The organism is Herbiconiux ginsengi, assembly GCF_900107435.1.
GTDB lineage: Bacteria > Actinomycetota > Actinomycetes > Actinomycetales > Microbacteriaceae > Herbiconiux > Herbiconiux ginsengi.
On record NZ_FNPZ01000001.1, the window covers coordinates 648,044 to 672,570 of the forward strand.

Here is a 24,527-nt window from a genome sequence, read left to right on the forward strand (position 1 = left end):
TCAGGACCGGCGGCTGCGGCGGTGGGCCATCGCGGCGATCACGATGCCGGCGGCTCCGCTGAGCAGCAGCAGGAGCGACAGAGCCAGCGTGCCGTCGGGCGCCGCGCCGGTGAGCGCGAGCTCGCCGGAGGTGTCCGCGGATGCCACGTCGGCACCGTCGGTTGCGCCGGCATCCGGGTCGCCCTGACCGGCGGCGGCACCCGCACCCGCACGCGGCTCGCCCGTCACGGGCGGAACCGCTGCGGCGACCGTGATGCGCACCGTGCCCACGTCGAAGCTCTCGACGGACTGGTCCATCACCTCGTAGACGAACTCGTCCTCGCCCACGAAGCCCGCCGGCGGGGTGTAGGTGAACCCGCCGTCGACGGTGCCGGTGACCGTGCCGCCCTCGACGCTCGCGCTGCCGTAGGGGATGGCGGGGATGATCGAGCCGAGCGGGTCGCCGTCGGCATCGAAGTCGTTGATCAGCATTCCGTTCGCCGCGGAGACCACGAGGGTCGTATCGGGCGTGGTCGAGTAGTGGTCGTCGGTTGCGACGGGCATGGAGTTCCCCGTGGCGCCGGGGTCGGTGACCGTGATCCAGGCGACCGCGACCCCCTGCCCGCCGAACACGTCGACGATGTTGTAGGAGAATCCGTCGACCCCAACGAAATCGGCCGGCGGGGTGTAGCTGAACGAGCCGTTGAGGCCCACGTTCACGATTCCACCCGCCTCGGTGGCCGCGTCGGGCGTGGCGAACTGGATGGAGATCGCGTCCTGATCGGGATCGCTGTCGTTCGCGAGCAGGCCCGCCGCCGCGCCCACGCCCATGCCGGTGTTCTTCGACGTGGTGTAGTGGTCGTCGACCGCGATCGGCTGAGCGTTCGTGAACGCGCTCACGTCGATCGTCACCGTCGCCGTGACGGGCAGGTTGTAGCTGCCGTCGGTCACCTGGTAGGTGAAGGTGTCGGGCCCGATCGTGTCGTTGTAGTGCGAGGCGTAGCTGAAGCTGCCGTCGCTGTGCAGGTACACGGCCGCCCGGCCCGTATCGAGCAGGTTGGGCACCACCACCGAGATCGGGTCGGTCGCATCCGAGTCGTTCGCGAGCAGGCCCTGCGCGGCGCCGACCGTCAGCACGTGGTTCACGGCGGTCGCGTAGTGGTCGTCCATGGCGACCGGCGGAAGATTCGCCCAGTCGCCGACCTTGATCGTGACGGTGGCGAGGTTTCCGCCCAGCACGCCGTCCGTGGCCCAATAGGTCACGGTGTCGTAGCCGATGAAGCCGGCGCCGGGGGTGTACGTGAATCCGCCTCCCTGCTCCCAGTCGATGCTGCCGTCCTTGGCCGTGACGGATGCGCCGCCTTGGGCGAGGGCCGCCGGAATCGCGAGCGCGTCGCCGTCGGCATCGGTGTCGTTGGCCAGCACACCCGTGCCGCCGATCACGAGCGCCGTGTCGGCAGCCGTGGAGTAGCTGTCGTCGTGGGCGACCGGTGCCGCATCCGTCGTGTCGACGACCGTGAAGGTGACCGGAACGACCGTGTCGGCATAGTCGGTGCCGTCGTAGACCAGGTAGCTCCAGGTGTCGACGCCGACGAAGCCCGCCGCCGGGGTGTAGACGATCGAGCGATCCCAGAGCACCGAGACATGGCCTCCGTGCCCGGTGCCGGTGGTGCCTTGGGAGGTGGTGAGGAAATCACCCTCGGCGTCGTAGTCGTTGCCGACTACGCCGGGGGCGGCGACGGTGAGCACCGTGTCGACACCGAGCGTGTAGTGATCGGCGACGCCGACAGGCGGGGTGTTGACGAGGGCGATCGGGTCGCCCTGCGAACCCGGATCGGCGGGACCGGGTGCCTCGGCAGCCTGTGTCGGGTCAGTCGGGTCTGAGGGACCAGCCGCCCCAGGACCGGGTGCCTCGGTCGCCTGCGTCGGGTCAGTCGGATCGGAGGGACCACCCGCCCCCGGGCCAGGCGCCTCAGCGGCCTGCGTCGGGTCGGTCGGGTCAGAGGGAACACCCGCTCCGGGGCCCGGCGCCTCCGTCGCCTGCGTCGGGTCGGTCGGCTCGGTGCCCTGCGCCGCGTCGACGGGCCCGGCCGCTTCCGGGGCTTCCGTGACCTCGCTCGCTTCGGTGGCCTGGCCCGCTCCGGCGGCCTCTGCCACCTCGGTGGCCTGCGTCGCCTCTGTCGCCTCGGTGGCCTCTGTCGCCTGGGTCGGATCACCCGGCGCGGCGGTCACCGCGGCCGGAGGATCGGCGACCTCGTCGGCCGATGCCACGGCGGCGCCCTGGGCGCTCAACGCGACGAGGGCGGAGACGGTAGCTGCAGCGAGCAGGGTCAGCCGTCGGGCCTTCCCGGCGGATCGGGTTTGTGAGCGGCGGGCCGCTCGGGAGATGGGGAGCATGATCGACTCATTTCGTGAGGACAACAGGAATGTCGGGGAGCGCAGCTGTGCGCCTCGGATACTCTGCCCACCCGTCAGCCGGGAGTCCTGAGTAGCCGCTACCTACTTCGCTCCACCGGATTGCTCACCCGACCTTCTCCGTTCGCTATGCTCGAAAAACACTCGCCGGTGGGGGCCGACGACGATCATGCACCAGCCCGGGGGAGACCTATCGCCATGACGACCGGCACGACGGAGCCAGGCCCCCTCACCGAGGGCGAATGGGAGTTCGAGGGCCGCGACGCGCTGCTCGACCGCGTGACTTCGGCGATCGAGGCCACTCCGGCCCTGGCCGTGGTGCTGCTCGGCCCGACCGGCATCGGCAAGTCGCGGTTGGCGGCCGAGAGCGCGGCCCGGCTGGGCGCCTCCGCCTGGTCGGCATTGCGCCTCTCAGGGCGAACCAGTGTCACCTCCTTGCCGCTCGGCGGCCTCTCACCGCTGTTCGCCTCCTCCGGAGCGGAGGATGCCGCACCCGGCGTCGACCTCACGACCCTCGCGGCCGATCCGCTGAGCCTGCTCGCGGCCGTCACCGCGCGCATCCGGTCGCTCGGCGGGCCGGGGCGCATCCTGGTCGTCGTCGACGACCTGCAGGCCTTCGACGACCTCTCGGTCGCCCTGCTGACCCAGCTCGTGCACTCCGGTGTCGTCAAGCTGCTGGCCACCATCGGCGACGGGGCTCCGATTCCGGACGCCCTCCTCGCCCTGTGGAGCGAGAGCGCAGCCGTGCGGATCGACGTCCCCCCGCTCGACAGCGCGGCGAGTGAGGCCCTCCTCGCCCGGGCGCTCGGCGGCTCGGTCGCTCGGCGAACGGCGGAGGAGCTCCACCGCGCCGCCGGGGGCAACCCGCTCTTCCTGCGCGAGCTCTGCGCCGGCGCCGTGCGCGCCGGCACCCTGGTGGTCGAGTCGGGGGTCTGGCAGCTCATCGGTGAGCCGGTCGGCACCCCCGCGCTCGGCGAGGTGATCGCCCGGCGACTGCGTGCGATCACTCCGGCGCAGCTCGACGTGATCGAACGCCTGGCCGTCTGCCAGCCGCTGCCCGTGCGCGAGCTCCACACCCCCGGCGCGCGCACGAGCGTGACCGAACTCGAGCGCGCGGGCCTGGTCGTCGTGCGGGAGTCGGGCGGCCGGATGCTGGCCGAACTCGCCCAGCCGCACTACGTCGGCGTGATCCGTGGCACGATGTCGATCCTGCGGGTCGAAGACATCCTAATCGAACAGGCCGACATCGTGGCCTCGGCCGACCCGACGCCCGACGACGCCTTCCGCGTAGCCGTGTGGCGCCTGGATGCCGGACAGCCGGCCTCGCCCGAGCTGCTCCTCACCGGCGCCCGCCTCGCACAGCTGACCCATGACCACGCACTCGCGGCGAAACTCTCCCAGGCCGCCATCGACGCCGGCGCCACGGGCGGCCTGCCCCACTTGATCCTGGCCGACGCACTCCGCCGTCTCGGCGACGCGGAAGGCGCGCGCTCCGCCGCGGAGGCCGGGTCGGCCCACGACCAGACGGCGCCCGCAGCGGAACTCCTCTCGGTGCGCATCGCCAGCACGCTCGCGCTCATCCGCCACGACCAGCCGGGCGGGATCGTGGATGCCCTCCAGCTGCTCTCCGAGGCCGACGCGCGCTTCCCCACCCATTCCGCTCTCATCGCGATCACCCGGTCGATGATGCTGTTCACCGTCGAGCGCACCGGCGAGGCGCTGGCCGAGATCGAGACCCTGCTGCACACCCCGGGCCTGCCCGCCGAACTGCGGGAGATGGTGGCGATGGCGGCCGCGATGCCCTTGGCCGGCCTCGGCCGGTGGTCGGAGTCGCAGGAGGAGGTCGAACGTCTGCTCGGCGGCGGGATGATCGCCCGCGACCGGGCGTTCGCGCTGTTCACCGCCGCCTCGGCGTCGCTCGTGGGCGGATCGCTCGACGTGGCCCGACGGTGGGCGCTGGAGGCGCTCTCCGAGTCGGTCCAGTTCGACGACGAAGTCTCCACCCGTTACGCCGAACTGCTGCTCGGGCACGTGCTGTTGCAGATCGGCCAGGTCTCGTCGGCGACGCGGTGGCTCGGTGACGCCATCGCGGGCGCGAGCGTCAAGGGCCCGAAGAACCTGCATCGGGTGGCGCTCGGCACCCTCGCCCTCGCCCACATCGCCGCCGGTGAGACGGATGCCGCGGAGACCGTGCTGCGGAGCCTCCGCACCGATGCTCCCGAGGGCAACTTCCACGTGCGACTGGCCGAGGCCCAGTTGACCGCAGTGCGCGGTCAGCCCGCCGCCGCGATCGAGCGACTGCGCGCCGATGCCGAGCACCACGTCGCCTCCGGGGCGATCTACCTCGCGACCGCGCTGCTGTTCCAGGCGGCCCGGATCGGCTCGCGTGCCGAGGGCGTCATCCCGGCGACCGCGCTCACCGCCACCCTGCGACTGGTGGCCGACCGGGTCGCCGAACTCGCGGCATCCGGCGACAGCCCGCTGTTCCAGGCCCGCGCCGCCCACACCCGGGCTGTCGCGGAGCCGAGTGCGATCGGATTCACCGATGCCGGCGAGCGCTGGTTGCAGCTCGGCGCCACTCTGTCGGCCGCCGAGGCGTTCGCCGCAGCCGGGCGCGCGGCGCGGGTCGCCGGCCGGGCGCACGAAGCGGCCGCCCTGCACGACCGGGCGCTCCACCTGCTGGAGTCGTGCCCCGGCGCCGACACCAGCGGAATCCGGGATTCCGCGCCGGATGTGCTCACCCGGCGCGAGCGCGAGGTCGTCGACCTGGCGCGCCTCGGGCTCACCAGCCAGGAGATCGCGTCGCGGCTGTTCCTCTCGATCCGCACGGTCGACAATCACCTCCAGTCGAGCTACGGCAAGCTCGGCATCGGTGGTCGTCGCGACCTCATCGCGCCGAGTGCTCAGACATCGGCGTCGCCTTCGGCTCCGATCAGCGGATCGCCCGGGCCGGCTGCACGATAGCGTGCCGCAGGCCGCCGACGGTGCCGAGCACCTCGGCGGTGACGGCCTCGGGGGCGCCGACGTCGACGAGCGCGAACTCGAGGTGCTCCACCATCCTGTCGAAGGCCTCGTCGGTGATCGCGAACGCGGCGTGTGCGGCCGGCAGGTCGCGGCCGGTGAACGCCTGGGGGCCACCGAGCACACCGGAGAGGAAGGCCACCTGATGAGCCCGGAGCCGGGACAGGGAGATGCCCTCGAAGTAGGGGGCGAGCAGCGGATCGGCCACCACGCGGTTGTAGAACACCACGACGGCCAGCTTCATGGCGGCGTGCCCGCCGATCTCGTCGTACGACGTCATCGCATCCTCCTCGGTTGGTGTTCCACCTTCTCAGGGCGACTCGCCGACGCGCCTGAGCAGTCACTACTCACTTTCGGGCGCCACCGCCCCCACCCTCTTCGCGAGACGTCAATATCCGCCCCAAAAACACGACGGGAAGGGCGAAAATTGGCGTCTCGCGAGGAATGGGGCGGGGGCGTCAGCGTTTGCGGGCGGGCTTCTTCTCCGGGGCGGGGAGGGTGCCCGCAGCCCGGGCGGCGCGGTAGTAGTCGCGCGCCTCGGTCTGGCGGGCCTTCTCGGCGCCGGTGGCGATCGAGGCCCGCACGTGCTCCGGGCCATAGCCGAACGCCCGCACCAGGTCTTGTACGTGCGGCCGGATGCGCGCCGACAGCCGCTCGGTGTAGAGCCCCACCGCCTGCGCCCGCTTGGGCGAGAGCCGTCCGTTCATCAGGTACCAGGCGAGGTGCTTCTCGACGAGCCCGAGCCCGAACAGGTCACGGAGCCAGGTGAGCACCACGCGGGTTCCGTCGTGCATGCCCGAGGTGAGGCCGGCCGAACCCTCCAGGGCCTCGGTGAACGCCTCCCACTGCAGCAGTTCGGCGTGGGCTCGGGCCGCTTCGATGATCTCGCTCTGGTGCAGGTTGAAGAGGTCGGCGGCATCCTTCTGCGACAGCTTCGACGCCGGCCGCAGCTTCGCCGCCACCTCGCCCACCATCGTCTCGACGCGGTCGGTGAGCAGCTGGCGCTGAGCGGATGCGTCGCGCAGCTGACCCACGGAGCGCGCGGTCGACCCGAAGTCGGCCACCGTCTGGGCGAGGGAGCGCAGTCCCGATCCGTTCACCGTCTTGTCGGCCGCCTGCTCCACCACATAGCGGGCGAGCACGCCGAAGTCGGCCTTCGCGAAGCGGCGCGAGTAGTCCGAGAGCAGGCGCTTGGCCACCAGCTGCAGCAGCACGTGGTTGTCACCCTCGAAGGTGGCGTAGATGTCGAGATCGGCGCGCAGCCCGACCAGGCGGTTCTCGGCCAGGAACCCGGCGCCGCCGCAGGCCTCACGTGCCTCCTGCAGGGTCTCCAGGGCGTGCCAGGTGCTGAGCGGCTTGAGCGCGGCGGCGAGGGTCTCGAGGTCTTGCCGGTCGTCGTCGCTGTCGGCGCGGCCCGAGAACACCTCGTCGAACTTCGTCAGCAGCTGTTCGTGCGCGAAGCTCGCGGCGTAGGTGGTGGCGAGTTTCGGGATGAGCCGCTTCTGGTGCAGCTGGTAGTCGAGCAGCACCTCCTCGTCGGTGTCGCTGCCGGCCGTGAACTGGCGGCGCTCGTTGCCGTAGGTGATGGCGATGGTGAGCGCCACCTTCGCCGCGGCCACGGAGGCGCCGTCGAGCGACACGCGCCCTTGCACCAGGGTGCCGAGCATGGTGAAGAAGCGGCGCCCGGGGCTCTCGATGGAGCTCGAGTAGGTGCCGTCCTCGGCCACGTCGCCGTAGCGGTTGAGCAGATTCAGGCGCGGGATGCGCACCTGGTCGAAGTGCAAGCGGCCGTTGTCGATGCCGTTCAGCCCGCCCTTCAGGCCATCATCCTCTCCGCCGACGCCGGGCAGGAATTCGCCGGTCACCGCATCCCGGATCGGCACGTAGAAGGCGTGCACGCCGTGGTTCACATTCTTGGTCACGAGCTGCGCGAACACCACCGCCGCGATGCCGTCGACGGCGGCGTTGCCGAGGTAGTCCTTCCAGGCCCCGCGGAACGGCGTGTGCAGCACGAACTCGCCGGCGGACTCGTCGTAGGTGGCCGTGGTGCCGATGGCCGCGACGTCCGACCCGTGTCCGGTCTCGGTCATCGCGAAGGCGCCGGGCACCTCGAGGCTCATGATCGCGGGCAGGAACGCCTTGTGGTGGTACTCCGTGCCGAGGTGGAGCACCGCGGCGCCGAACAGGCCCCACTGCACGCCCGACTTGATCTGCAACGACGGATCGGCGAGCACCAGCTCCTCGAAGCCGGCGATGTTGCCGCCGTGGTCGTCGGCCCCGCCGACCGACTCGGGGAAGGCGCGGTGCACCTGCCCGTGCTCCACGAGCAACTTCAGCTGGCCCGAGACGCGGGCGCGGTGCTCATCGAGCGTCTGGCCGTCGATGCGCTGCAGGTCGGGACGGGCGCTGAGCTCACGCGCGCCGAGGCGCACGTCGGCCCAGGTGCCGAGCAAGTACTGACCGAGCCACTCCACGTCGGTGCGGGCCACCACCACGTCGCTCGTCGACGCGCGGCCGGAGCGCTTCGGGATCCGGGCGGAGGCGTCGAGCTCGCTCTCGATCGCATCCGCCTGCACCGCGTCGTCTTCACGGCGGGCGGAAGGGGAGTTCGTGGTGTCGACCGTGTGCGTCATTGTCGTCCTCATCGTCGTGGCACGCCCAACCGGGGCACGCCGAGCCGATTCCTACGCTAGAACGCGGGCCGGGACCGGTGACAATCCGCCGTTCGCCGCCTACAAAAGAGGCCGGAGACGTGCGAAGTCGCACTGTGGACATCCCACAGTCAGGCGTGGGTTTGTACTACGGAGGCCGACAAAGCGGAGGCCCGTCGACGACCAACCGCGAGGTCCACCGCGGCGAGCGTGACAGCCCCCGCCGCGAGCACGCCCACCAGCGGCGCCAGCACGTCGACTGCCGGCCCGAGGCCGAGCGCCGTGGCGAGCGCGCCCGCGCCGATCGCGGTGATCGCCTGCAGCAGGTAGGAGAACAGGTAGAGCATCGAGAGCGTCGCGCCGCGGTGGCGCGCGGGCGCTGCACGGTTCACGAGACCGAGGCCGCCGGTGAAGGCGAAGGAGTAGCCGACGCCGCCCACAACGCACCAGGCGAGGAAGAGCGCGACCGACCCGGATGCCGCGGCGCCTGCCATGAGGCCCAGCCCCGCGAGCGAGATCACCCCGCCGATGATGATCGTGACGTGCGCCGGCACCTTGCCGAGGAAGAGGGCCGTGACGCCGATCGCGATGGAGGAGATGCCGAGCAGTGCGCCCACCACCAGGAGGTTCGTGGTGCCCGTGAAGTCGCGGGCCATCTGGGAGCCGAGCGAGAGGAAGATCGCGCCCACGCTGTAGGCCAGCGAGACCGAGGTGGTCGCCGCGATGAACGCGAGCAGGATGCCGCGGGGCAGCTTGAGGGGCTTCGGCCGCCACGTCGGGCGGCCGAGACCCGCGGTGTCGGAGGGCGTCAGCCAGACGGCGAGGAAGGCCACGCCGCCGAGAACGAAGAGCACGGCGAAGCTCAGGAACAAGGGCAACGGCGCGTACTGCGCGAGCACGCCCGACACCAGCAGGGCGAGCGTCAGCCCGGTGGCCGTCGAGGCAGTGGTGAGAGTGCTCGCGATGCGCGGGTTCGACGAGGTGTTGTTCTCGACCAGGGCGGCGCTCGCGGCGCCGAGGGCGAAACCGGTGCCCACCCCCTGCAGCAGACGCCCGAGGTAGAGCCAGCCCACGTTCGGCGCGAACGCGAAGGCCAGCGCGGCCACGGCGATCAGCCCGATGCCGAGCAGCATGGCGCGACGACGTCCGATGCTGTCGGAAAGCCCGCCGAAGAAGAGCAGGACGATCAGGAGCGCGAGCGGATAGGTGCCGAAGACCGAGGTGGTGACGACGGCGGGCAGGTGCCACTCGGCCGCGTAGACCGGATAGAGCACGCTCGGCGCGCCGCTGGCCCACAGACACAGGGCGAGCACGGCCGAGGCCGACCAGAATGTGCCGCGCCGCGACAGGCTCCACTTTTTCGTCATGCCGGCCACAGTACGCCCTCTCGGTTGGAATTGCCAATTTAGCCATCTTCGGCGTACCCTGGGGCGCATGGGACAGTTGAAGGATGCGCAAGCCGGCACCGACTCCGAAGCCCGCTGCCAGATCGTGCGCTCGCTCGACATCGTCGGCGAGAAGTGGTCGCTGCTGATCGTGCGCGATGCACTGCGCGGAAACACGCGCTTCTCGGAGTTCCGCGATTCGCTCGGAGCACCCAGCGACATCCTCGCCACCCGGCTCGCGAAGCTCGTCGAAGCGGGAGTGCTCGAGAAGCGGGCCTACCGCGAGCCCGGATCGCGCGAGCGCTCGAGCTACCACCTCACCGAGAGCGGCCAGGGCCTCGCGCTGGTGATCGGCGCGCTCGTGCAGTGGGGAGACGAGTTCCACCCCTACTCGGGCGGGGCCAGCTCGCGCATGGTCGACGCGCACGACCGCGAGCCCGTGGAGCTCGCCTTCGTGACCGCGTCGGGCGAAGCCCTCGGCCCCGACGAGGTGTCCTTCGTGCCCGGCCCCGCGGCTCGCGTCACCTGGTAGCTACCCCGCCCCGACTCGTCCCGAATTGTGCCAGACGCCGGGTTTTGGGCCGTTTTGGGACGAGTCGCGCGGGGCGGGCGCGGGTCAGCTCGGGTCGTTGCGATGCAGGGCGCGGCGCATCCGCTCGACCACGTTCGCCGGCGGGGGTTCGTTGTAGGCGCCCGCGAGTTCCTGGCGTGACATCGCGCCGATGGCGGTCATCACGTCGTCGGTGAGGCGGCGGCGGGCCCTCGCCGAGGATGCTTCGCCGTAAGAAGCCGAGTCGATGGGCTGGCCGAACTGGATCGTGACCGGCCGGATGCGCGGAACCCTCGCTCCCACGGGCAACAGGTCCGGAGTTCCGGTCAGGGCGACCGGAACGATCGGGCACCGGGTGGTGAGCCCGAGCCAGGCGACCCCGGTGCGACCCTTGTAGAGGCGGCCGTCGCGGGAGCGGGTGCCCTCGGGGTAGATGGCGAACGCCCCGGCCTCCTCGAGCACTTCGCGGCCGCGCTCGAGGGAGTCCTGGGCGGCGGTGTTGCTCTCGCGATCGACCGGGATCGCGCCGATCGACTCGAAGAACGCCTTCGACAGCGCGCCGCGGGCTCCGCTCCCGGTGAAGTACTCGGCCTTGGCGAGGAAGCGGACGTCGCGCGGCGCGACGACCGTGATCACGACACTGTCGATGAAGCTCAGGTGATTGCTCGCGAAGAGCACCGGGCCTTGACGAGGCACGTTCTCGCGGCCGGTGATCGTCGGCCGGTAGACGACCCTCGAGACGGGGCGAGCCACCGCGCGCGCGACCGACTTGAACATCCACCGATCCTCACACGCGGCATATGCCCGCTCGGCTATACCCTGCCTCGTTGCGCATACATGGATCTTCCAGGCATCCTGGAGATAGTTGTAGCGTCAACTCCCTTGCTCGCCGCCATCGAAATGAGAGCCGTGCCTCCCCGTTCCGATCCCCAGCGTCCGTCGAATTCCGTTCCGCCGAAGGCGAAGGAACAGGCCAAGAAACTCACGGTCAAGCAAGAGCGGGATGCCCGCCGCGCCGAGAAGGTGGCGGCGATGGTCGCCCAGCAGAAGCGGCAGCGGCGCAACCGCCTGATCGGCTGGATCATCGGCGGCGTCGCCGGCGTGGCGGCGATCGCCCTGCTCGTGACGTTCGTGGTCACGAGCAACACTCCGAAGGCCGATCCATCGGCGATCTCGATCGAAGGCCTGCAGACCTACCCCGGCCTCACCGCGAACCACGTCGACGGCACCGTCGACTATGCGCAGACCCCACCCGCCGGCGGCGACCACAACGGCGTCTGGCTCAACTGCGGCGTCTACTCCGAGCCGGTTCCCAACGAGAACGCCGTGCACGACCTCGAGCACGGTGCCGTCTGGGTCACCTACGATCCGGCCCAGGTCGACGCAGGAGGAATCGAGACGCTGCGGTCGCAGCTGCCCGACACCTACGTGGTGCTCTCGCCCTTCGAGGGCCTGAGTGCGCCGGTCGTCGCCTCCGCCTGGGGCAACCAGGTATTCCTTGACGGCGTCGACGACCCGCGCCTGAAGGACTTCGTGGCGAAGTTCTGGAAGTCGGCCGACGCGCCCGAGCCGGGAGCCCCCTGCACCGGCGGTCTGGACGCGCCCGGCAAGGTCGCGTGACCGACGAGGGCACAGCGCGCTCCGCCGAGGCGACCTCTGCGGAGCCCGGCCCGCTGGACTCGCCTGACCCCACCGCGCCACCGCGTCGCCCCCGCGGGCGTGTCGTGATCGCCGGCGTCATCGCCGCGGTGCTCGTGGCCGTGGTGGCTTTCGCGGCAGGATGGCTCGCCGCGCCCCGGACGGCCACCCCCTCCGACACCAGTGTCGAGGCCGGCTTCGCCCGCGACATGCAGCAGCACCACGACCAGGCGGTGCAGATGGCCATGATCGTGCGTGAGCAGACCGACGATCCTGACATCCGACAGCTCGCTTATGACATCGCCACGACGCAGGCTCAGCAGTCGGGGCAGATGTACGCGTGGCTGAACTCCTGGAACCTGCCGCAGGCATCCTCGCAGCCCGCGATGACCTGGATGACGCAGCCGACGCTCTCGGGCGCCGGCTCCGACTCACACGAGCACGGCGGGGTCTCGGCCACGACGGGCGCGATCGATTCGAGCGGGATGAAGCCGGGCGACCCGATGCCCGGCATGGCCTCGGCCGACGACCTCGCGCGACTCTCGCAACTGACCGGTGTCGACGCCGAGCGTCTCTTCCTCCAGCTGATGATCGCGCACCACCTCGGCGGGGTCGAGATGGCCGAAGCCGTGCTCGACCGCACGACGAATCCGCTCGTCGTGCCCCTGGCGAAGGCCATGACCTTCGCGCAGACGGGCGAGATCGACTACATGCGTCAACTCCTGGCCGCCCGCGGCGGCGCGTAGCGCCTCGGCCGAGACCGGCGTCAGGCCGAGTGGGTCACCTCGGCGGAGGCCTTCGTCGCGGCGAGCGCCTGCTCCACCGCCTCCTGCACCCGTGCGTCTTCACGGGCCTTGCGTGCGGCCCGAGTGCGGCGGCGCACGATCACCGCGAGCACGATCAGCGCCGCGAGCACGAGCACGAGGATGACCAGGGTCCACGGCACCGCCCACCCGTTCGCGCTCGCCGTCACCGGGTCGAGACTGGTCGTCGATCCGGATGCGTCGAGCACGATCGGCCCGACCGTCGCGGTCGCGGTCAGCAGGAAGACCGGCGGCACGCCTGTCACCGGCACGCTCACCGTCCACGACTCGCCGGGGAGGAGCTGCGGCGGGGCCTCCACCTCGCCCGCATCACTCGGGAACCAGCCGAACGGCCCCGTGACTCCGGCGGCCTGCTGGGCCGAGACGACGGCATTGCCGGTGTTGTGCAGGGTGTAGCCGATCACGGCGTCGCCCGCCGCGAACGGCAGCCATCCGCCGTCGTAGTCGACATGCATGTTCTCGATGGCGAGCGCCGGGGCGAGATCGCCGCCGATGCGCAGGGAGATCTTGATGCCGAGGCGCCGGTCGACGTTGATGCCCTGCTCGTCGTCGGCCTGGGTGAGCGAGGTGACGATGGCGCCCGCGTAGTCGCCCGGGGTGGCATTCTGCGGAATGGTCAGGGTGAACGGCACATCGGCGGTGGCGCCGGGCTCGAGGTGCACCGTGGGATTCGCGGTGTGCACCCAGGCGCCGATGGCGGTCGACTCGGCCCCGCCGACGACCACGTCGAACTGGCCGCTGTCGGTGGTGTAGCCGTCGGCGGCGTAGACGCCGAGATCGAGCGGTGTCGTGCCGTGGTTCGTGACGACGAGGGTGTCGTCGACGGCTGCGCCCGGGTCGAGCGCGAACGTGTAGCTGGTGCGGTCTGTGCCCTGGTCGGTCGTCGCCGTGCGCACCGCCCAGTCGGCGTCGCCGTCGGCCGCGTGCGCCGGCATCGCGGGCAGGAGCAGGGCGCCCAGCGCGACGGCCGCGGTGGCGGCCAGAGCGAGAGCGGCGCGGGTGGAACGGGCCAGAGACACGGTCATGGAATCCTCGTCGGGTGGGTTGGTGGGTGGAACGGGATCGTGCCGGATGGCGCGGGGCTGGTGGCCGCCGCACCATCCGGCACGCGGTTCACGCCTAGCTGCTCAGCGCAGTCAGGGTGAGGGTGGCGCGGTAGCTGCCCGAGTCGACCAGACCGGGGATCTTCAGCGCCAGGTCGGCGCCGACCTTCGCGGTGCCACGCTCGTGGCCCTCGTCGGCGAACGACAGGCCGCGGGAGACCGACAGGCCCTGTCCGCTGTCGTAGCCCGTCGGGATCGCGGCGCCGGCGGTGGCGCCCGCACCCTGCTCGATCACCTTCGGGGTCCAGCCGAGGTACTTGCCGGAGAAGGTGTTCGTGCCGTCGCGGAAGTCGCCGACCGAGGCCGAGATCGACCACGGAGCGAGCGACTGGCGGGTGTCGGTGACGACGATCGGGTTGATCTGCCCGTTCGCCTCGAAGTAGTCGCCGTCGTGGTCCACGGCGGTGCCGAGGTCGACGAGCGTGTTGCGGCCGTCGATCTTCCAGCCGAATTCACCGGGGGCGGCCGTGGGCACGGTCACCGCGATCTCCTGGTTGTCACCGTGGTTCTGGTGGATGGTGACCGCGTCGACGACGGAGCCGACCGGCTGGGCCGGGGTGGCGCCGCTGTCCGGCCCGCACCACGGCACGTTGCCGAGCTCGACCGCGGCGTTGGGGGCGTCGCACGTGCCGCTGCGGATGTTCTCGACCACGAGCTGGTCCTTCTGCACCTGCACCTTGACGTAGCTGCGCACGTGCTCCTGGTTCTGCACCGAGTTGTACCAGTAGCTCTGCGGGTTCAGCGGGTCGGCGCCGTTCCCGGCTCCCGAGGTGCCGCTGTCGTCGGGCGCGGTGATGTCGTAGTACTTCGAGCCGGAGGCCGAGTTCGCGGTGACGTAGATGACTCCGCCGGGGCCGGGGAAGACCTCGTTCTGGCCGGGCTGCTCATCCGGGTTCGCCTTGGCGCCGTTCTTGATCTCGTAGCTGCGCGAGTAGCTGTGGTCGTGGCCCTGGAGAACCAGGTCGACGCCGAGGTTCGAGAACACGGTGGGGAAGTCGATCTTGCGCTGCTTGTTGTCGCCGTCCTTCGCGTGCGCGGCCGGCGAGTAGATCGAGTGGTGGTACACGAGCACGGTGTACTTGGCCTCGGCGCCGTGCTGGTTCACGACGTCGGTGACGTAGCCGACGTGGGCGTCGTCTCCGCCCCCGCCCTGCGAGGTCTTGTAGCTGTTGCTGTTGAGGTCGATGAACAGCACGTCCTTGTAGATGTACCAGTAGTCGCCACCCGAGGTGTTCGAGGTCGGCTGGCCGTTGGAGTAGTAGGCGGCCGAACGGTCGGTGTTCGGCGTGAACAGGTGCTGCTCGTACGCCTTTCCACCCACGTCGTGGTTTCCGATCGTGGCGGCCCAGGGGTACTGGCGCAGCTTGTCGGGGGCGAGGAACGCGTCCCACTGGATCTCGGTGTTGGCGGTCTCGACCTGGTCGCCGCCCGACACGAGGAGTTCGGCGTTCGGGTTGGCGGCCAGCGACACGTCGAGCGTGTCGGTCCAGCCGGCCTGGTCCTTCGCGAGGTTGCCCGACGAACCGATCTGCGGGTCGCCGTAGAACAGGAAGTCGTAGTCGCCGTCGAAGGTGCGGGTGTTGAAGGTGTAGGCCTGCGACCAGCCGTCGACCGAGCCGACGCGGTAGGAGTACGCGGTGTTCTCGGTCAGGTCGGTGATGGTGGCGTGACGGTTGAAACCACCGCTGGAGGCGATGTTCGCTGCGCCGAGAGCCGAGAAGGTCTTGGCGTCGGCGGGGAACTGGCCGTTGGAGACCGCTGCCGTCGGCGCGAGCTGCACGACCTGCGTCGTGTCGGCCGAGGAGTACCAGGTGACGATGCGCTGTGATTCGTCTGCACCGACGCCGAGGATGATGCCGGTCAGGTTGACCGGATCGGCGGCGTGAGCCGGGGTGGCCGCGAAGGCGCCCACCAGGGCCGAAGTGCAGAGCGCAGCTGCCGCAAGCCACGCGGTCGCGCGGGTGGCCGCGCGCCGGGGTCGTGCAGGTGCAGTGAGAGTTGACATTCTCATCCGTTCTCGTGATCACGATGTCCCACGGGGCGTGGGCGTTTCACATGATTCGCGCGGGAGGAGAATTCGACATGAACGTCGACTGCCGTACGCGTTTCCGACCCGGGAATGGTTCTCGGCGAATTCTCAGCTTTGTGAGTTTGCTTCATGTGCAGCAACTTTCTAACCGATCCCGAGAAGGCGCTGTACGAACCAGATCAGTCCGGCCACGGTCACCGAGACGGCCAGCGCCCCGGTGGCCCAGAGACCGAGCCGGGGGGCGCGCCGACGCAGCAGCACGAGCAACGGGAACACGATGGCGATGATCGTCAGCTGCACCACCTCGATGCCCACGTTGAACACCAGCAGCGACCAGAGCAGCGTCCACGACCAAGGCTGATCGATGCCGAGTGCGCTCGCGAAACCGAGCCCGTGCACCAAGCCGAAGGCGAAGACGACGAGCAGCCGCAACCAGCCGGCTCGATCGAGGCCGAGCGGGCCGCTGGTCGAGTCGAGCTCGGTGGCGGCGGCACCACGGCGCCAGAGCCGCCAGAGATACCAGGCAGCCACGATCGAGATGGAGATGGCGATGATCGGCTCGATGATCGCGGCCGGCACCGTGACCACGCCCGTCGCGGCCAGGATGAACGTGACCGAGTGCGCGATCGTGAACGCGGTCGCAGCCAGCACGACTTCGCGCAAGCGACGCGATCCGGCGATCAGTGCGAGCAGGAAGAGGATGTGGTCGATGCCGGTGAGCAGGTGCTCGGCGCCGAGATGGAAGAACTCCCAGAACCGCTCGAAGAAGCTCTGACCGGTCGAGAACGAGGGCTGAGCGGCGTCGAGCGACGCGCTGCCCGTGCGCCCGTCGATGTCGTAGGAGACGATGGTCTTGGTGCCGGTCACGTACTGTTCGGAATCGGGGAACAGCGCCGAGCGGATCACGTGACCATCGCCGGAATCGGTGCAGCGGAGATCGAGCACGAGCACCGCGTAGGGCGCGCCTTCTTCTTCGGTCATGGTGATCGGCTCGGTGACCGCGGTGTCGCACACCTCTCCGGAGGGTGTCGCGACCGTGAAGCGCTCGTCGACGTAGGCGAGCACGGAATCGAGGTGACCCTCCAGCGCCTCGATCTCGGCATCGGGATCGCCTGCGTCGAATGCATCGGTGCCGGCCCGGAACAACGGGTCGTCGCCCTCGGCATCCGCGGCGGAGACGACGAGCAGGTCGTATTCGAGCCGCAACTCCGCCTGGAGGTCTCCAGCGTCATCGGTGCCGAGGTCGACCAGCACCACCGAGGAGAAGCCGTGCGCCGATGCCGCGGCGGGAGCGCCGGCCAGGGCGGCGAGCCCGATCAGGGCCGCCGCCAGGAGGAGCAACGGTCTGCTCGCGTGCTTGCTCATGGGTGCCCTTCTGCCGATCCGCGACGTTCAGGCTGACCTCAGGTGGTGAACGGATTGCCGACCGAAGAGGAACGTCGCGCGAACAGTCGACCGTCGGCAGGAGGACACGACCTGTCGTGCGCCAGGCTGGGGTGCGACCGGCGGCTGCTGTCCCCTGCTGTCCGCCACCGTTCGATCCCGTCCGCCATCGGAGGAAGAATCCCGTTGCGCCCGCACCCGAAGACTCTCGCATCTCTCACGGTCTCCCTCCTGCTCGCCGCGTTCCTGAGCGGATGCTCGGCCGGCGACTGGAGTCAGCCGCACGCGATGCCCACCGCCGTCGGTGCGCTGGGCGACGGCTTCCTGCCGGCCGACCCGCCCAGCCCCGAGGCGACCATCGATCCCACCGAGGGTTCGTGGAACGACGTGCATCCCTCAGCCGGCCTACGGGTGGTGCTGCTCTGGGCCGGCGACGGCGATGCCGAGGACGCCATGACCGGTGCAGTGCGCTCCTGGGCCCACGACGAGCAGGTCGACCTCCGGGAGGTCGAGGCGGGAGCGAACCCCATCGATTCCGTCGTCGAAGCGATGCAGATGCAGCCCGACCTCATCATCAGCGCCGGCAACGACCTCATCGATCCGCTGGCCGCCGTCACGGCGAGTCACCTCGATCAGCAATTCCTCGTCATCGGGGCCGAACTCGCCGAGCCGACGGAGAACGTCACCGCCGTGGACTGGACCGGGGCGGCGTTCCGCGGTGAAGGGCTCGGTGCGTCGTCGCACTACGACCCCGCGACGTTCACTCCCGAGCGGTGCGCGGCCGCGGTGCGGGCGGGGATGGCCGCCGTGCTGCACGACGAGACCGGCATCGTCATCTGGATCGACTGACGCGCGCTGCCCAGTGCGGCTCAGCGGCCACGGTGTCTGCGGGCGCAGGGCAGCGTGCGGGGGCCAGGCGCGTCGCCGAGCGCAGCCTCAGCGCGCGACGTCAGCGCGGGGGCAGGCGCCTCACCGGGCACCGGTCAGGAGCGTCACCGGGCGCTGGTCAGGCGCGTCACCGAGCGGAGCCCCACCAGGCGCGGCCTCAGCACCCGATGTCACCAAGCGCCGGGGCGGACGCCTCACCGGGCACCGGTCAGGCGCGTCACCGAGCACGGCCACGCCAGGCGCGACGTCAGCGGACACGACTGAGCGCGTCACCGAGCTCGGGTTCGGGCGTGGGGTCAGCGGGAGTAGGGGTCGCCGGGCGGGAAGTCGTCGAACGGCGGAGCGTCGTCGTAAGGGGGCGCATCATCGTCGAAGAACGGCACATCCGGCACCTCACCGCTGTCGGCGAACGCGGGCGACGCCGGCGAGGGCGACGGCGACCGTCGAGACGACGAACTGCGAGAGGAAGCCCCACGCCCCGCCGATGCGCGACCGGTCGTGGCACGCCCGGCTGTTACCGAGCCGGATGCTCCGCGCCCGCCGGCACCGGGATCGGCCGCCCCGTCGGCTTCCGCGCCTGCGCCCGGCGTGAACGAACCCGCCACGACCGTGGCGACCAGCCCGGGCCCATATGACTCGCGTTTGCGCTCGCCGATGCCCGAAATGCCCTCGAGCTCGGCGAGGCTCGCCGGCCGCAGGGCGGCGACCGTCGCCAGCGTGGCGTCGTGGAACACCACATAGGCCGGCACGCCCTGCTCTTTCGCGGTGGCGGCACGCCACGCCCGCAGTGCTTCGAACAGCTCCGCGTCGGCCACCGACAGCTCGGCTTTGGCCGCCGAGGCGCGGCCACCTCGCGAGCCACCGCCGCTCGAGCCGCCACGGCTCGACGCCACGCGCTCGGGTTCGCGCCGCAGCTGCACCACTCGCTCGCCGGCCAGCACCGATCCGCTCTCGGGCGTGATCACCAGGGTTCCGTAGCCGTCGTCGTTCACCGCGAGCAGACCCTGGGCGAGCAGCTGACGCACCACGCCACGCCATTGCTGCTCGCTGAGCTCGGTGCCGATGCCCCAGGTGCTCAGCGAATCGTGCCCCCACTGCCCCACCCGATCGGTGCGCTTGCCCCGCAGGATGTCGACGAGGTGCCCGGCGCCGAAGCGCTGGTTGCGCTCGCGGTCGAGCCGCACCACGGTGGAGAGCAGCTTCTGGGCGGGAATCGTGCCGTCCCACGACTCGGGCGGGGTGAGGCAGGTGTCGCAATTGCCACACGGCTCGCTCTTCTGCCCGAAGTAGCCGAGCAGGTTCACCCGGCGGCAGCTCACGGTCTCGCACAGCGCCAGCATCGCATCGAGGTGGGCCGAGAGGCGGCGCCGGTGCGCGAGGTCGCCGGGCGACTCGTCGATCATGCGCCGCTGCTGCACCACGTCGTTCAGCCCGTACGCCATCCAGGCGGTCGAGGGCAGACCGTCGCGGCCGGCACGACCGGTCTCCTGGTAGTAGCCCTCGACCGATTTCGGCAGGTCGATGTGGGCCACGAACCGCACATCCGGCTTGTCGATGCCCATACCGAACGCGATGGTGGCGACGATCACCACACCCTCGTCGCGCAGGAAGCGGGCCTGCGTGCGGGCGCGCACCCGCGCATCCAACCCCGCGTGATACGGCATCGCGTCGATGCCGTTCTCGGCCAGGAACTGCGCCGTCTTCTCGACCGTGTTGCGGGAGAGGCCGTAGACGATGCCCGCGTCGCCCTGGTGCTCGGACCGGATGAACGACAGCAGCTGTTTGCGCACCTCGCCCTTCGGATCGATGCGGTACTGGATGTTCGGCCGGTCGAAGCTCGCCACGAAATGCCGGGCATCGCCGAGCGAGAGCCGCTGCGTGATCTCCTTGTGCGTGGCCTCCGTGGCCGTGGCCGTGAGGGCGATGCGCGGCACGGTCGGCCACCGCTCGGCCAATTCGGCGAGCGCCAGGTAGTCGGGCCGGAAGTCGTGGCCCCACTGCGACACGCAGTGCGCCTCGTCGATCGCGAACAGCGCGATCTCGCCGTTCTCGAGAAAGCGCTTGGTGCTCTCGGCCGAGAGTCGCTCGGGCGCGACATAGAGCAGATCGAGCTCGCCCGAGAGGTAGGCCTGCTCGACCTCGGCGCGCTCGGCGGAGTCTTGCGTGGAGTTGAGGAACGCGGCGCGCACGCCGACGGCCTTCATCGCCTCCACCTGGTCGTGCATCAGCGCGATGAGCGGCGAGATGACCACGCCGGTGCCTGAGCGCACGAGCGACGGCACCTGGTAGCAGAGCGACTTGCCCGCTCCGGTGGGCATCAGCACCACCGCGTCGCCGCCGGCGATGACGTGATCGATGACCTCCGCCTGATCGCCACGGAACGAGTCGTACCCGAAGACCCGGCTGAGGGTGTCGAGAGCGGCGGAGGCGGATGTCTGAGTCACGTGTCGAGCCTAGTTCGCGCTGCCGACATCCGGTCGCTGTCCACAGGAACGATCGGGAGGCGACATCCGCACCCCCGCTGTGCAGGAGTGGACGTCGCGTGAAGCACCCGCGTGCGACACCGGCGTCAGCGCGACAGCGCGACCTCGACGATGCTCGGCCAGGCCGGCGGCGAAGCCAGCACAGACTCGAGGTCGGAACGGAAGGCGACGAGCCGGTGCTCCCAGCCGTAGGCCGAGGCGAGCGATGCCAGCGACACGCTCTGCGGGGTGTACAGCACCCGGTCGAAGGCATCCGGATCGGCCGTCGCCGCCACCTCGAGGCCGTCGAAGATGGTGCCTCCGCCGTCGTTGCCCACGACGAGCTGAATGCGCGGACGCGCCTCCCCCGGCGCCAGGAGCAGTGCGCCCACGTCGTGCAGCAGGGCAAGGTCGCCGAGGAGCACCCGGGTGGCGCCCACTCGAGTGGCACCACCGCGGCGACCCGCGGCCTGACTGGCGAGCGCGACACCGATCGCGGTCGAGATCGTTCCGTCGATGCCGGCCAATCCGCGGTTCGAGTGCACCGGCACCTTCTTGCCGGGTGCTGCGGCATCGAGTTCGCGGATGAGCCGCGATGCTCCGAGCACCAGTCGGTCGTGCGGCCAGCTCGCCCGCCACACCGCGAGTGCGAGCGACCGCCGCGTGATCGGCGCCCGCAACGCGGCGAGCTCGGCGCGGGCGAAATCGCGCTGCCCGGCGAGGTCTCCGGAGGCTCCCGCGTCGACGAGCGGTGCGGCCACTTCGTCGGCGGCGCCCTCGAGGAGTTCGCGGCTCGCGAAGACCCACTGTCCCGTCCAGGCGCGGGCCGCGCGATCGGATCGGTCTTCCGGATCGGTCGTCACCGCGTCGACGACCACGGCGTCCGGATGCGGCAGTACCGCTTCTCCCGGCCCCCGCACCACCACGATCTCGACCCCGTCGCGGCGCAGCAACGCCGGAATCTGACGGCTGAGCGTCGGATGCCCGAACACGACCGCCCGTTCGACCCGCCCTCCGAACTCGGCGTGGTCGAGCAGCTCGCGGTAGGCCGCGACGAGGTTCGGGCCGAAGCGCGCGCCGCTCGACACCTCGGCGAGCAGCGGCCACCCCGCGGCCAGCGCCAATTCGTTGGCGGCGGGCCCCGCATCGGCACCCGCGATCACGACCGTGCGCGGCCCCTGGGCGAGATGCAGCGAGGCGGCGGCAACAGAGCGGGCGGGGCCGCCGGAGCGCCCCGATACGCCCTGCTCGGCGGAGGCACCAGACTCGCCGAGTGCGCCTGGTTCGGGAGCGTCGGATGCGCCGGGTTCGGTGGCCGCGCCGGCGCTCCCCGATGCGGCGCTCGCGGGCCGCGCATCCGGCTCCTCCACCGTCCCGGAGAGCGGCTCCACGAACTGCAGGTTCAGGTGAACCGGGCCCGAGTCGGCGCTCGTCGCCGTCACGAACGCGAAGGCGGCCAGCTCCCGCGCATCCGGAATGCCGCCCGGCGTCGGCTGCGGCGCCGGCACGTCCCGCTCGGCGTGCACGAAACGGCCGAAGAGGCCTGGCTGCCACGTCGTCTGGTTCGAGCCCGTTCCCCGGAGGGCGGCTGGCCGGTCAGCCGTGAGCACGATCATCGGAACCCCGGAGTGGTGCGCCTCGACCACGGCGGGCAACAGGTTCGCGGCAGCGGTACCGGAGGTGGTCACGACCAGGGCGGGCCTGCCGCTCTCCCGGGCGATACCGAGAGCCGTGAACGCCGCCACGCGCTCGTCGATGCGCACGTGCAGCGTGATCCGCCCCTGCTTCTCGAGCTCGGCGAGCGCGAGCGCGAGCGCCTGCGAGCGCGAACCGGGCGAGACCACGGCGTGCTCCACCCCGAGTTCGGCGAACGCGCGCACGAGCCGGGTGGCGAACGTCGCGGCCGGGCTGGCCGTCACCGCTCGGACTTGCCTTTGTCCTGCTCGTCGTCGGTCTCGGCGAGGCGCTTCTCGAGTTCGCGGATGCGCTCGTCTTCATTCGGATCGTGAATGGGCCGCATGGTGCCCAGGAAGTCGGGATCGTCGTCGGGACCGATCGCGCGCACCGCGGAAGTGGTCGCCCGGCGACCGCGCCCGATCAGCAGCCAGAGGATGCCGCCGATGGGGGTGAACAGCAGGATGATGAAGAACCACGCCACGCGGGGAAGGGCTTTCACCCGTGTCTTCGGAAGCATCAGACAGTCGACGAGCGCGTACACCGTGAAAGCCACCACGATGATGACGAGGGCAAGGAGTACGCGAGCCATGGAGTAACTGTACCCCCGTGATCCGGGAGTGCGCCGCGTGTTTCCAAACCGCAACCCGACCCTCAGGAGACGCACGGATCCGGGCCACGGCGGCCCTTTCCGCCCCGCTGAAATCGCCCTTTCGAGGGGGTGGTCAGGATGCGCGCCGTAGACTCGATGGTGTGAATCCCGGACGCACCTGGCTCGTGTACACCCTCATCCGATTGGGGTTGTTCGCCGCCGTTCTGATCCTGCTGCTCGTGCTGCAGATCACCCCCTGGCTCGCGGCCGTCATCGCGGCGTTGATCTCGCTCTGCATCTCGATCATCTTCCTGCGCAAGCCGCGCGAGGAGGCATCCAAAACCCTGTACGAAGCGCGCAACAACCGGGGGCAGGCCGCGAGTCGGCCCTCCACCGCGAGTGAAGACGAGAACGTGGAAGACGACGCGGTCGACCACGCCGCCGGCGACGAGCAGCGCCCCTAGGCGAACCCACCGATCCCCCGCCGCATCCGAATCCCTGATTCCCGCAAGGAGAAACCATGTCCGCACACTTCGACGTCGTCGTTCTCGGAGCAGGGCCTGGCGGCTACGTCGCCGCCATCCGTGCCGCGCAGCTCGGCAAGAGTGTGGCGGTGATCGAGCGCCAGTACTGGGGCGGGGTGTGCCTGAACGTCGGCTGCATCCCCTCGAAGGCGCTGCTGCGCAATGCCGAGCTCGCTCACATCTTCACCCACCAGGCCGAGCAGTTCGGCATCTCGGGCGATGTGTCGTTCGACTTCGGCGCCGCCTTCGACCGCAGCCGCCAGGTGGCGGAGGGGCGCGTCAAGGGCGTGCACTTCTTGATGAAGAAGAACAAGATCACCGAGTTCGACGGCCACGGGGTGTTCACGGATGCCCGCACCATCGAGGTCACGCTGGCAGGCGGTCAGACCGAGACAGTCACCTTCGACGATGTCATCATCTCGACCGGATCGACCGTGCGCCTCCTTCCCGGAGTGGAACTGAGCGACAACGTCGTGACCTATGAGACCCAGATCATGACCCGCGACCTGCCGTCGTCGATCGTCGTGGTGGGCGCCGGGGCGATCGGGATGGAGTTCGCCTACGTGCTGAAGAACTACGGCGTCGACGTGACGATCATCGAGTTCCTCGACCGCGCCCTGCCCAATGAAGACGCGGATGTCTCGAAGGAGATCGCGAAGCAGTACAAGAAGCTCGGCATCGACATCCTCACCTCGACCAAGGTCGAGACGGTGGTCGACGACGGCTCCTCGGTCACCGTCACCTACACGGCGAAAGACGGCACGACCGGCTCGATCTCGGCCGCGAAGGTGCTCATGTCGATCGGATTCGCGCCCCGCGTCGAGGGCTACGGCCTCGAGAACACGGGCGTCGCCCTCACCGAGCGCGGAGCGATCGCCATCGACGACTTCATGCGCACCAACGTGCCTCACGTCTACGCGATCGGCGACGTCACGGCGAAGCTGCAGCTCGCGCACGTGGCCGAAGCACAGGGGGTGGTGGCGGCGGAGACCATCGCGGGAGCGGAGACGCAGTCGCTCGGCGACTACCGGATGATGCCGCGCGCCACCTTCTGCCAGCCGCAGGTGGCCTCGTTCGGACTCACCGAGCAGCAGGCGCGCGACGAAGGACACGACATCAAGGTGGTGTCGTTCCCGTTCCAGGCGAACGGCAAGGCCCACGGGCTCGGCGAGCCGGTGGGCTTCGTGAAGCTCGTCGCCGACTCGCAGTACGGCGAGCTCCTGGGTGCACACCTGATCGGGCCCGACGTCTCCGAGCTGCTGCCCGAGCTCACGCTGGCTCAGAAGTGGGACCTCACGGCGACCGAACTCGCGCGCAACGTGCACACGCATCCGACCCTCTCCGAGGCGCTGCAGGAGGGCTTCCACGGCCTCACCGGCCACATGATCAACTTCTAGGGCGCCGTCTCC

General features: G+C 70.2%; 18 protein-coding genes. 7 read left to right on the top strand and 11 right to left on the bottom strand.

The window, feature by feature from the left end:
* Positions 1-2,376 (bottom strand): Ig-like domain-containing protein, encoded by a 2,376-nt coding sequence (locus tag BLW00_RS03175; protein WP_092549055.1) that lies wholly within the window; start codon positions 2,374-2,376, stop codon positions 1-3.
* Positions 2,377-2,592: 216 nt separating this feature from the next.
* Here BLW00_RS03175 and BLW00_RS03180 point away from each other — a divergent pair, with 216 nt between their 5' ends.
* The gene (locus BLW00_RS03180; protein WP_175494110.1) at positions 2,593-5,358 is read left to right on the top strand and encodes a LuxR family transcriptional regulator; all 2,766 of its coding nucleotides are present in this window, start codon (positions 2,593-2,595) and stop codon (positions 5,356-5,358) included.
* Here the strand turns inward: BLW00_RS03180 and BLW00_RS03185 are convergent.
* From BLW00_RS03185 to BLW00_RS03195, 3 genes are all read right to left on the bottom strand, one after another.
* The gene (locus BLW00_RS03185; RefSeq protein ID WP_092549061.1) at positions 5,327-5,695 is read right to left on the bottom strand and encodes a group I truncated hemoglobin; all 369 of its coding nucleotides are present in this window, start codon (positions 5,693-5,695) and stop codon (positions 5,327-5,329) included. The genes BLW00_RS03180 and BLW00_RS03185 overlap by 32 nt on opposite strands.
* Before the next feature lie 178 nt (positions 5,696-5,873).
* Positions 5,874-8,048, bottom strand: a complete 2,175-nt coding sequence (locus tag BLW00_RS03190) for an acyl-CoA dehydrogenase family protein (RefSeq protein WP_092549064.1) — start codon at positions 8,046-8,048, stop codon at positions 5,874-5,876.
* 149 nt (positions 8,049-8,197) lie between these two features.
* Positions 8,198-9,433 (bottom strand): MFS transporter, encoded by a 1,236-nt coding sequence (locus BLW00_RS03195; protein WP_245741231.1) that lies wholly within the window; start codon positions 9,431-9,433, stop codon positions 8,198-8,200.
* A gap of 67 nt (positions 9,434-9,500) precedes the next feature.
* Here BLW00_RS03195 and BLW00_RS03200 point away from each other — a divergent pair, with 67 nt between their 5' ends.
* A complete protein-coding gene (locus tag BLW00_RS03200) occupies positions 9,501-9,983 on the top strand; it encodes a winged helix-turn-helix transcriptional regulator (RefSeq protein ID WP_092549067.1) in 483 nt (160 codons plus the stop codon).
* 84 nt (positions 9,984-10,067) lie between these two features.
* Here the strand turns inward: BLW00_RS03200 and BLW00_RS03205 are convergent, their stop codons facing one another.
* Positions 10,068-10,778, bottom strand: coding sequence for a lysophospholipid acyltransferase family protein (locus BLW00_RS03205; RefSeq protein WP_092549070.1), 711 nt, complete (start codon positions 10,776-10,778; stop codon positions 10,068-10,070).
* A 132-nt stretch (positions 10,779-10,910) separates the two neighbouring features.
* Between BLW00_RS03205 and BLW00_RS03210 the strand changes: the two genes are divergently transcribed.
* Positions 10,911-11,621, top strand: a complete 711-nt coding sequence (locus BLW00_RS03210) for a DUF3105 domain-containing protein (RefSeq protein WP_245741233.1) — start codon at positions 10,911-10,913, stop codon at positions 11,619-11,621.
* Complete coding sequence (locus BLW00_RS03215; protein ID WP_092549073.1) at positions 11,618-12,385, top strand: DUF305 domain-containing protein; 768 nt, start codon at positions 11,618-11,620, stop codon at positions 12,383-12,385. Before BLW00_RS03210 ends, BLW00_RS03215 begins: the two co-directional genes overlap by 4 nt.
* A 20-nt stretch (positions 12,386-12,405) precedes the next feature.
* On the opposite strand, the gene BLW00_RS03220 is transcribed toward BLW00_RS03215, so the two are convergent.
* From BLW00_RS03220 to BLW00_RS03230, 3 genes are all read right to left on the bottom strand, one after another.
* On the bottom strand, positions 12,406-13,488 hold the full coding sequence (locus BLW00_RS03220) for a WxL protein peptidoglycan domain-containing protein (RefSeq protein ID WP_092549076.1): 1,083 nt from the start codon (positions 13,486-13,488) through the stop codon (positions 12,406-12,408).
* Positions 13,489-13,582: 94 nt separating this feature from the next.
* Positions 13,583-15,571, bottom strand: a complete 1,989-nt coding sequence (locus BLW00_RS03225; RefSeq protein ID WP_092549079.1) for a purple acid phosphatase family protein — start codon at positions 15,569-15,571, stop codon at positions 13,583-13,585.
* Positions 15,572-15,739: 168 nt separating this feature from the next.
* Positions 15,740-16,960, bottom strand: coding sequence for a HupE/UreJ family protein (locus BLW00_RS03230; protein ID WP_092549082.1), 1,221 nt, complete (start codon positions 16,958-16,960; stop codon positions 15,740-15,742).
* A 204-nt stretch (positions 16,961-17,164) separates the two neighbouring features.
* Here BLW00_RS03230 and BLW00_RS03235 point away from each other — a divergent pair, with 204 nt between their 5' ends.
* Positions 17,165-17,827, top strand: coding sequence for a type 1 periplasmic-binding domain-containing protein (locus BLW00_RS03235; RefSeq protein ID WP_092549085.1), 663 nt, complete (start codon positions 17,165-17,167; stop codon positions 17,825-17,827).
* Positions 17,828-18,162: 335 nt separating this feature from the next.
* On the opposite strand, the gene recQ is transcribed toward BLW00_RS03235, so the two are convergent.
* The 3 genes from recQ to BLW00_RS03250 all read right to left on the bottom strand — a co-directional run bounded on the left by recQ (position 18,163) and on the right by BLW00_RS03250 (position 22,594).
* A complete protein-coding gene (gene recQ / locus BLW00_RS03240) occupies positions 18,163-20,310 on the bottom strand; it encodes a DNA helicase RecQ (protein WP_092549088.1) in 2,148 nt (715 codons plus the stop codon).
* A 125-nt stretch (positions 20,311-20,435) separates the two neighbouring features.
* Positions 20,436-22,247: a 2-succinyl-5-enolpyruvyl-6-hydroxy-3-cyclohexene-1-carboxylic-acid synthase gene (gene menD, locus BLW00_RS03245; protein ID WP_092549091.1), complete on the bottom strand. Its 1,812-nt coding sequence runs from the start codon at positions 22,245-22,247 to the stop codon at positions 20,436-20,438.
* On the bottom strand, positions 22,244-22,594 hold the full coding sequence (locus tag BLW00_RS03250; protein WP_092549094.1) for a PLDc N-terminal domain-containing protein: 351 nt from the start codon (positions 22,592-22,594) through the stop codon (positions 22,244-22,246). Before BLW00_RS03250 ends, menD begins: the two co-directional genes overlap by 4 nt.
* A gap of 161 nt (positions 22,595-22,755) precedes the next feature.
* Between BLW00_RS03250 and BLW00_RS03255 the strand changes: the two genes are divergently transcribed.
* Both BLW00_RS03255 and lpdA read left to right on the top strand, forming a co-directional pair.
* The gene (locus BLW00_RS03255) at positions 22,756-23,058 is read left to right on the top strand and encodes a DUF4229 domain-containing protein (protein WP_092549097.1); all 303 of its coding nucleotides are present in this window, start codon (positions 22,756-22,758) and stop codon (positions 23,056-23,058) included.
* 56 nt (positions 23,059-23,114) lie between these two features.
* The gene (lpdA, locus tag BLW00_RS03260; protein WP_092549100.1) at positions 23,115-24,515 is read left to right on the top strand and encodes a dihydrolipoyl dehydrogenase; all 1,401 of its coding nucleotides are present in this window, start codon (positions 23,115-23,117) and stop codon (positions 24,513-24,515) included.
* The last annotated feature ends 12 nt before the right edge of the window (positions 24,516-24,527 follow it).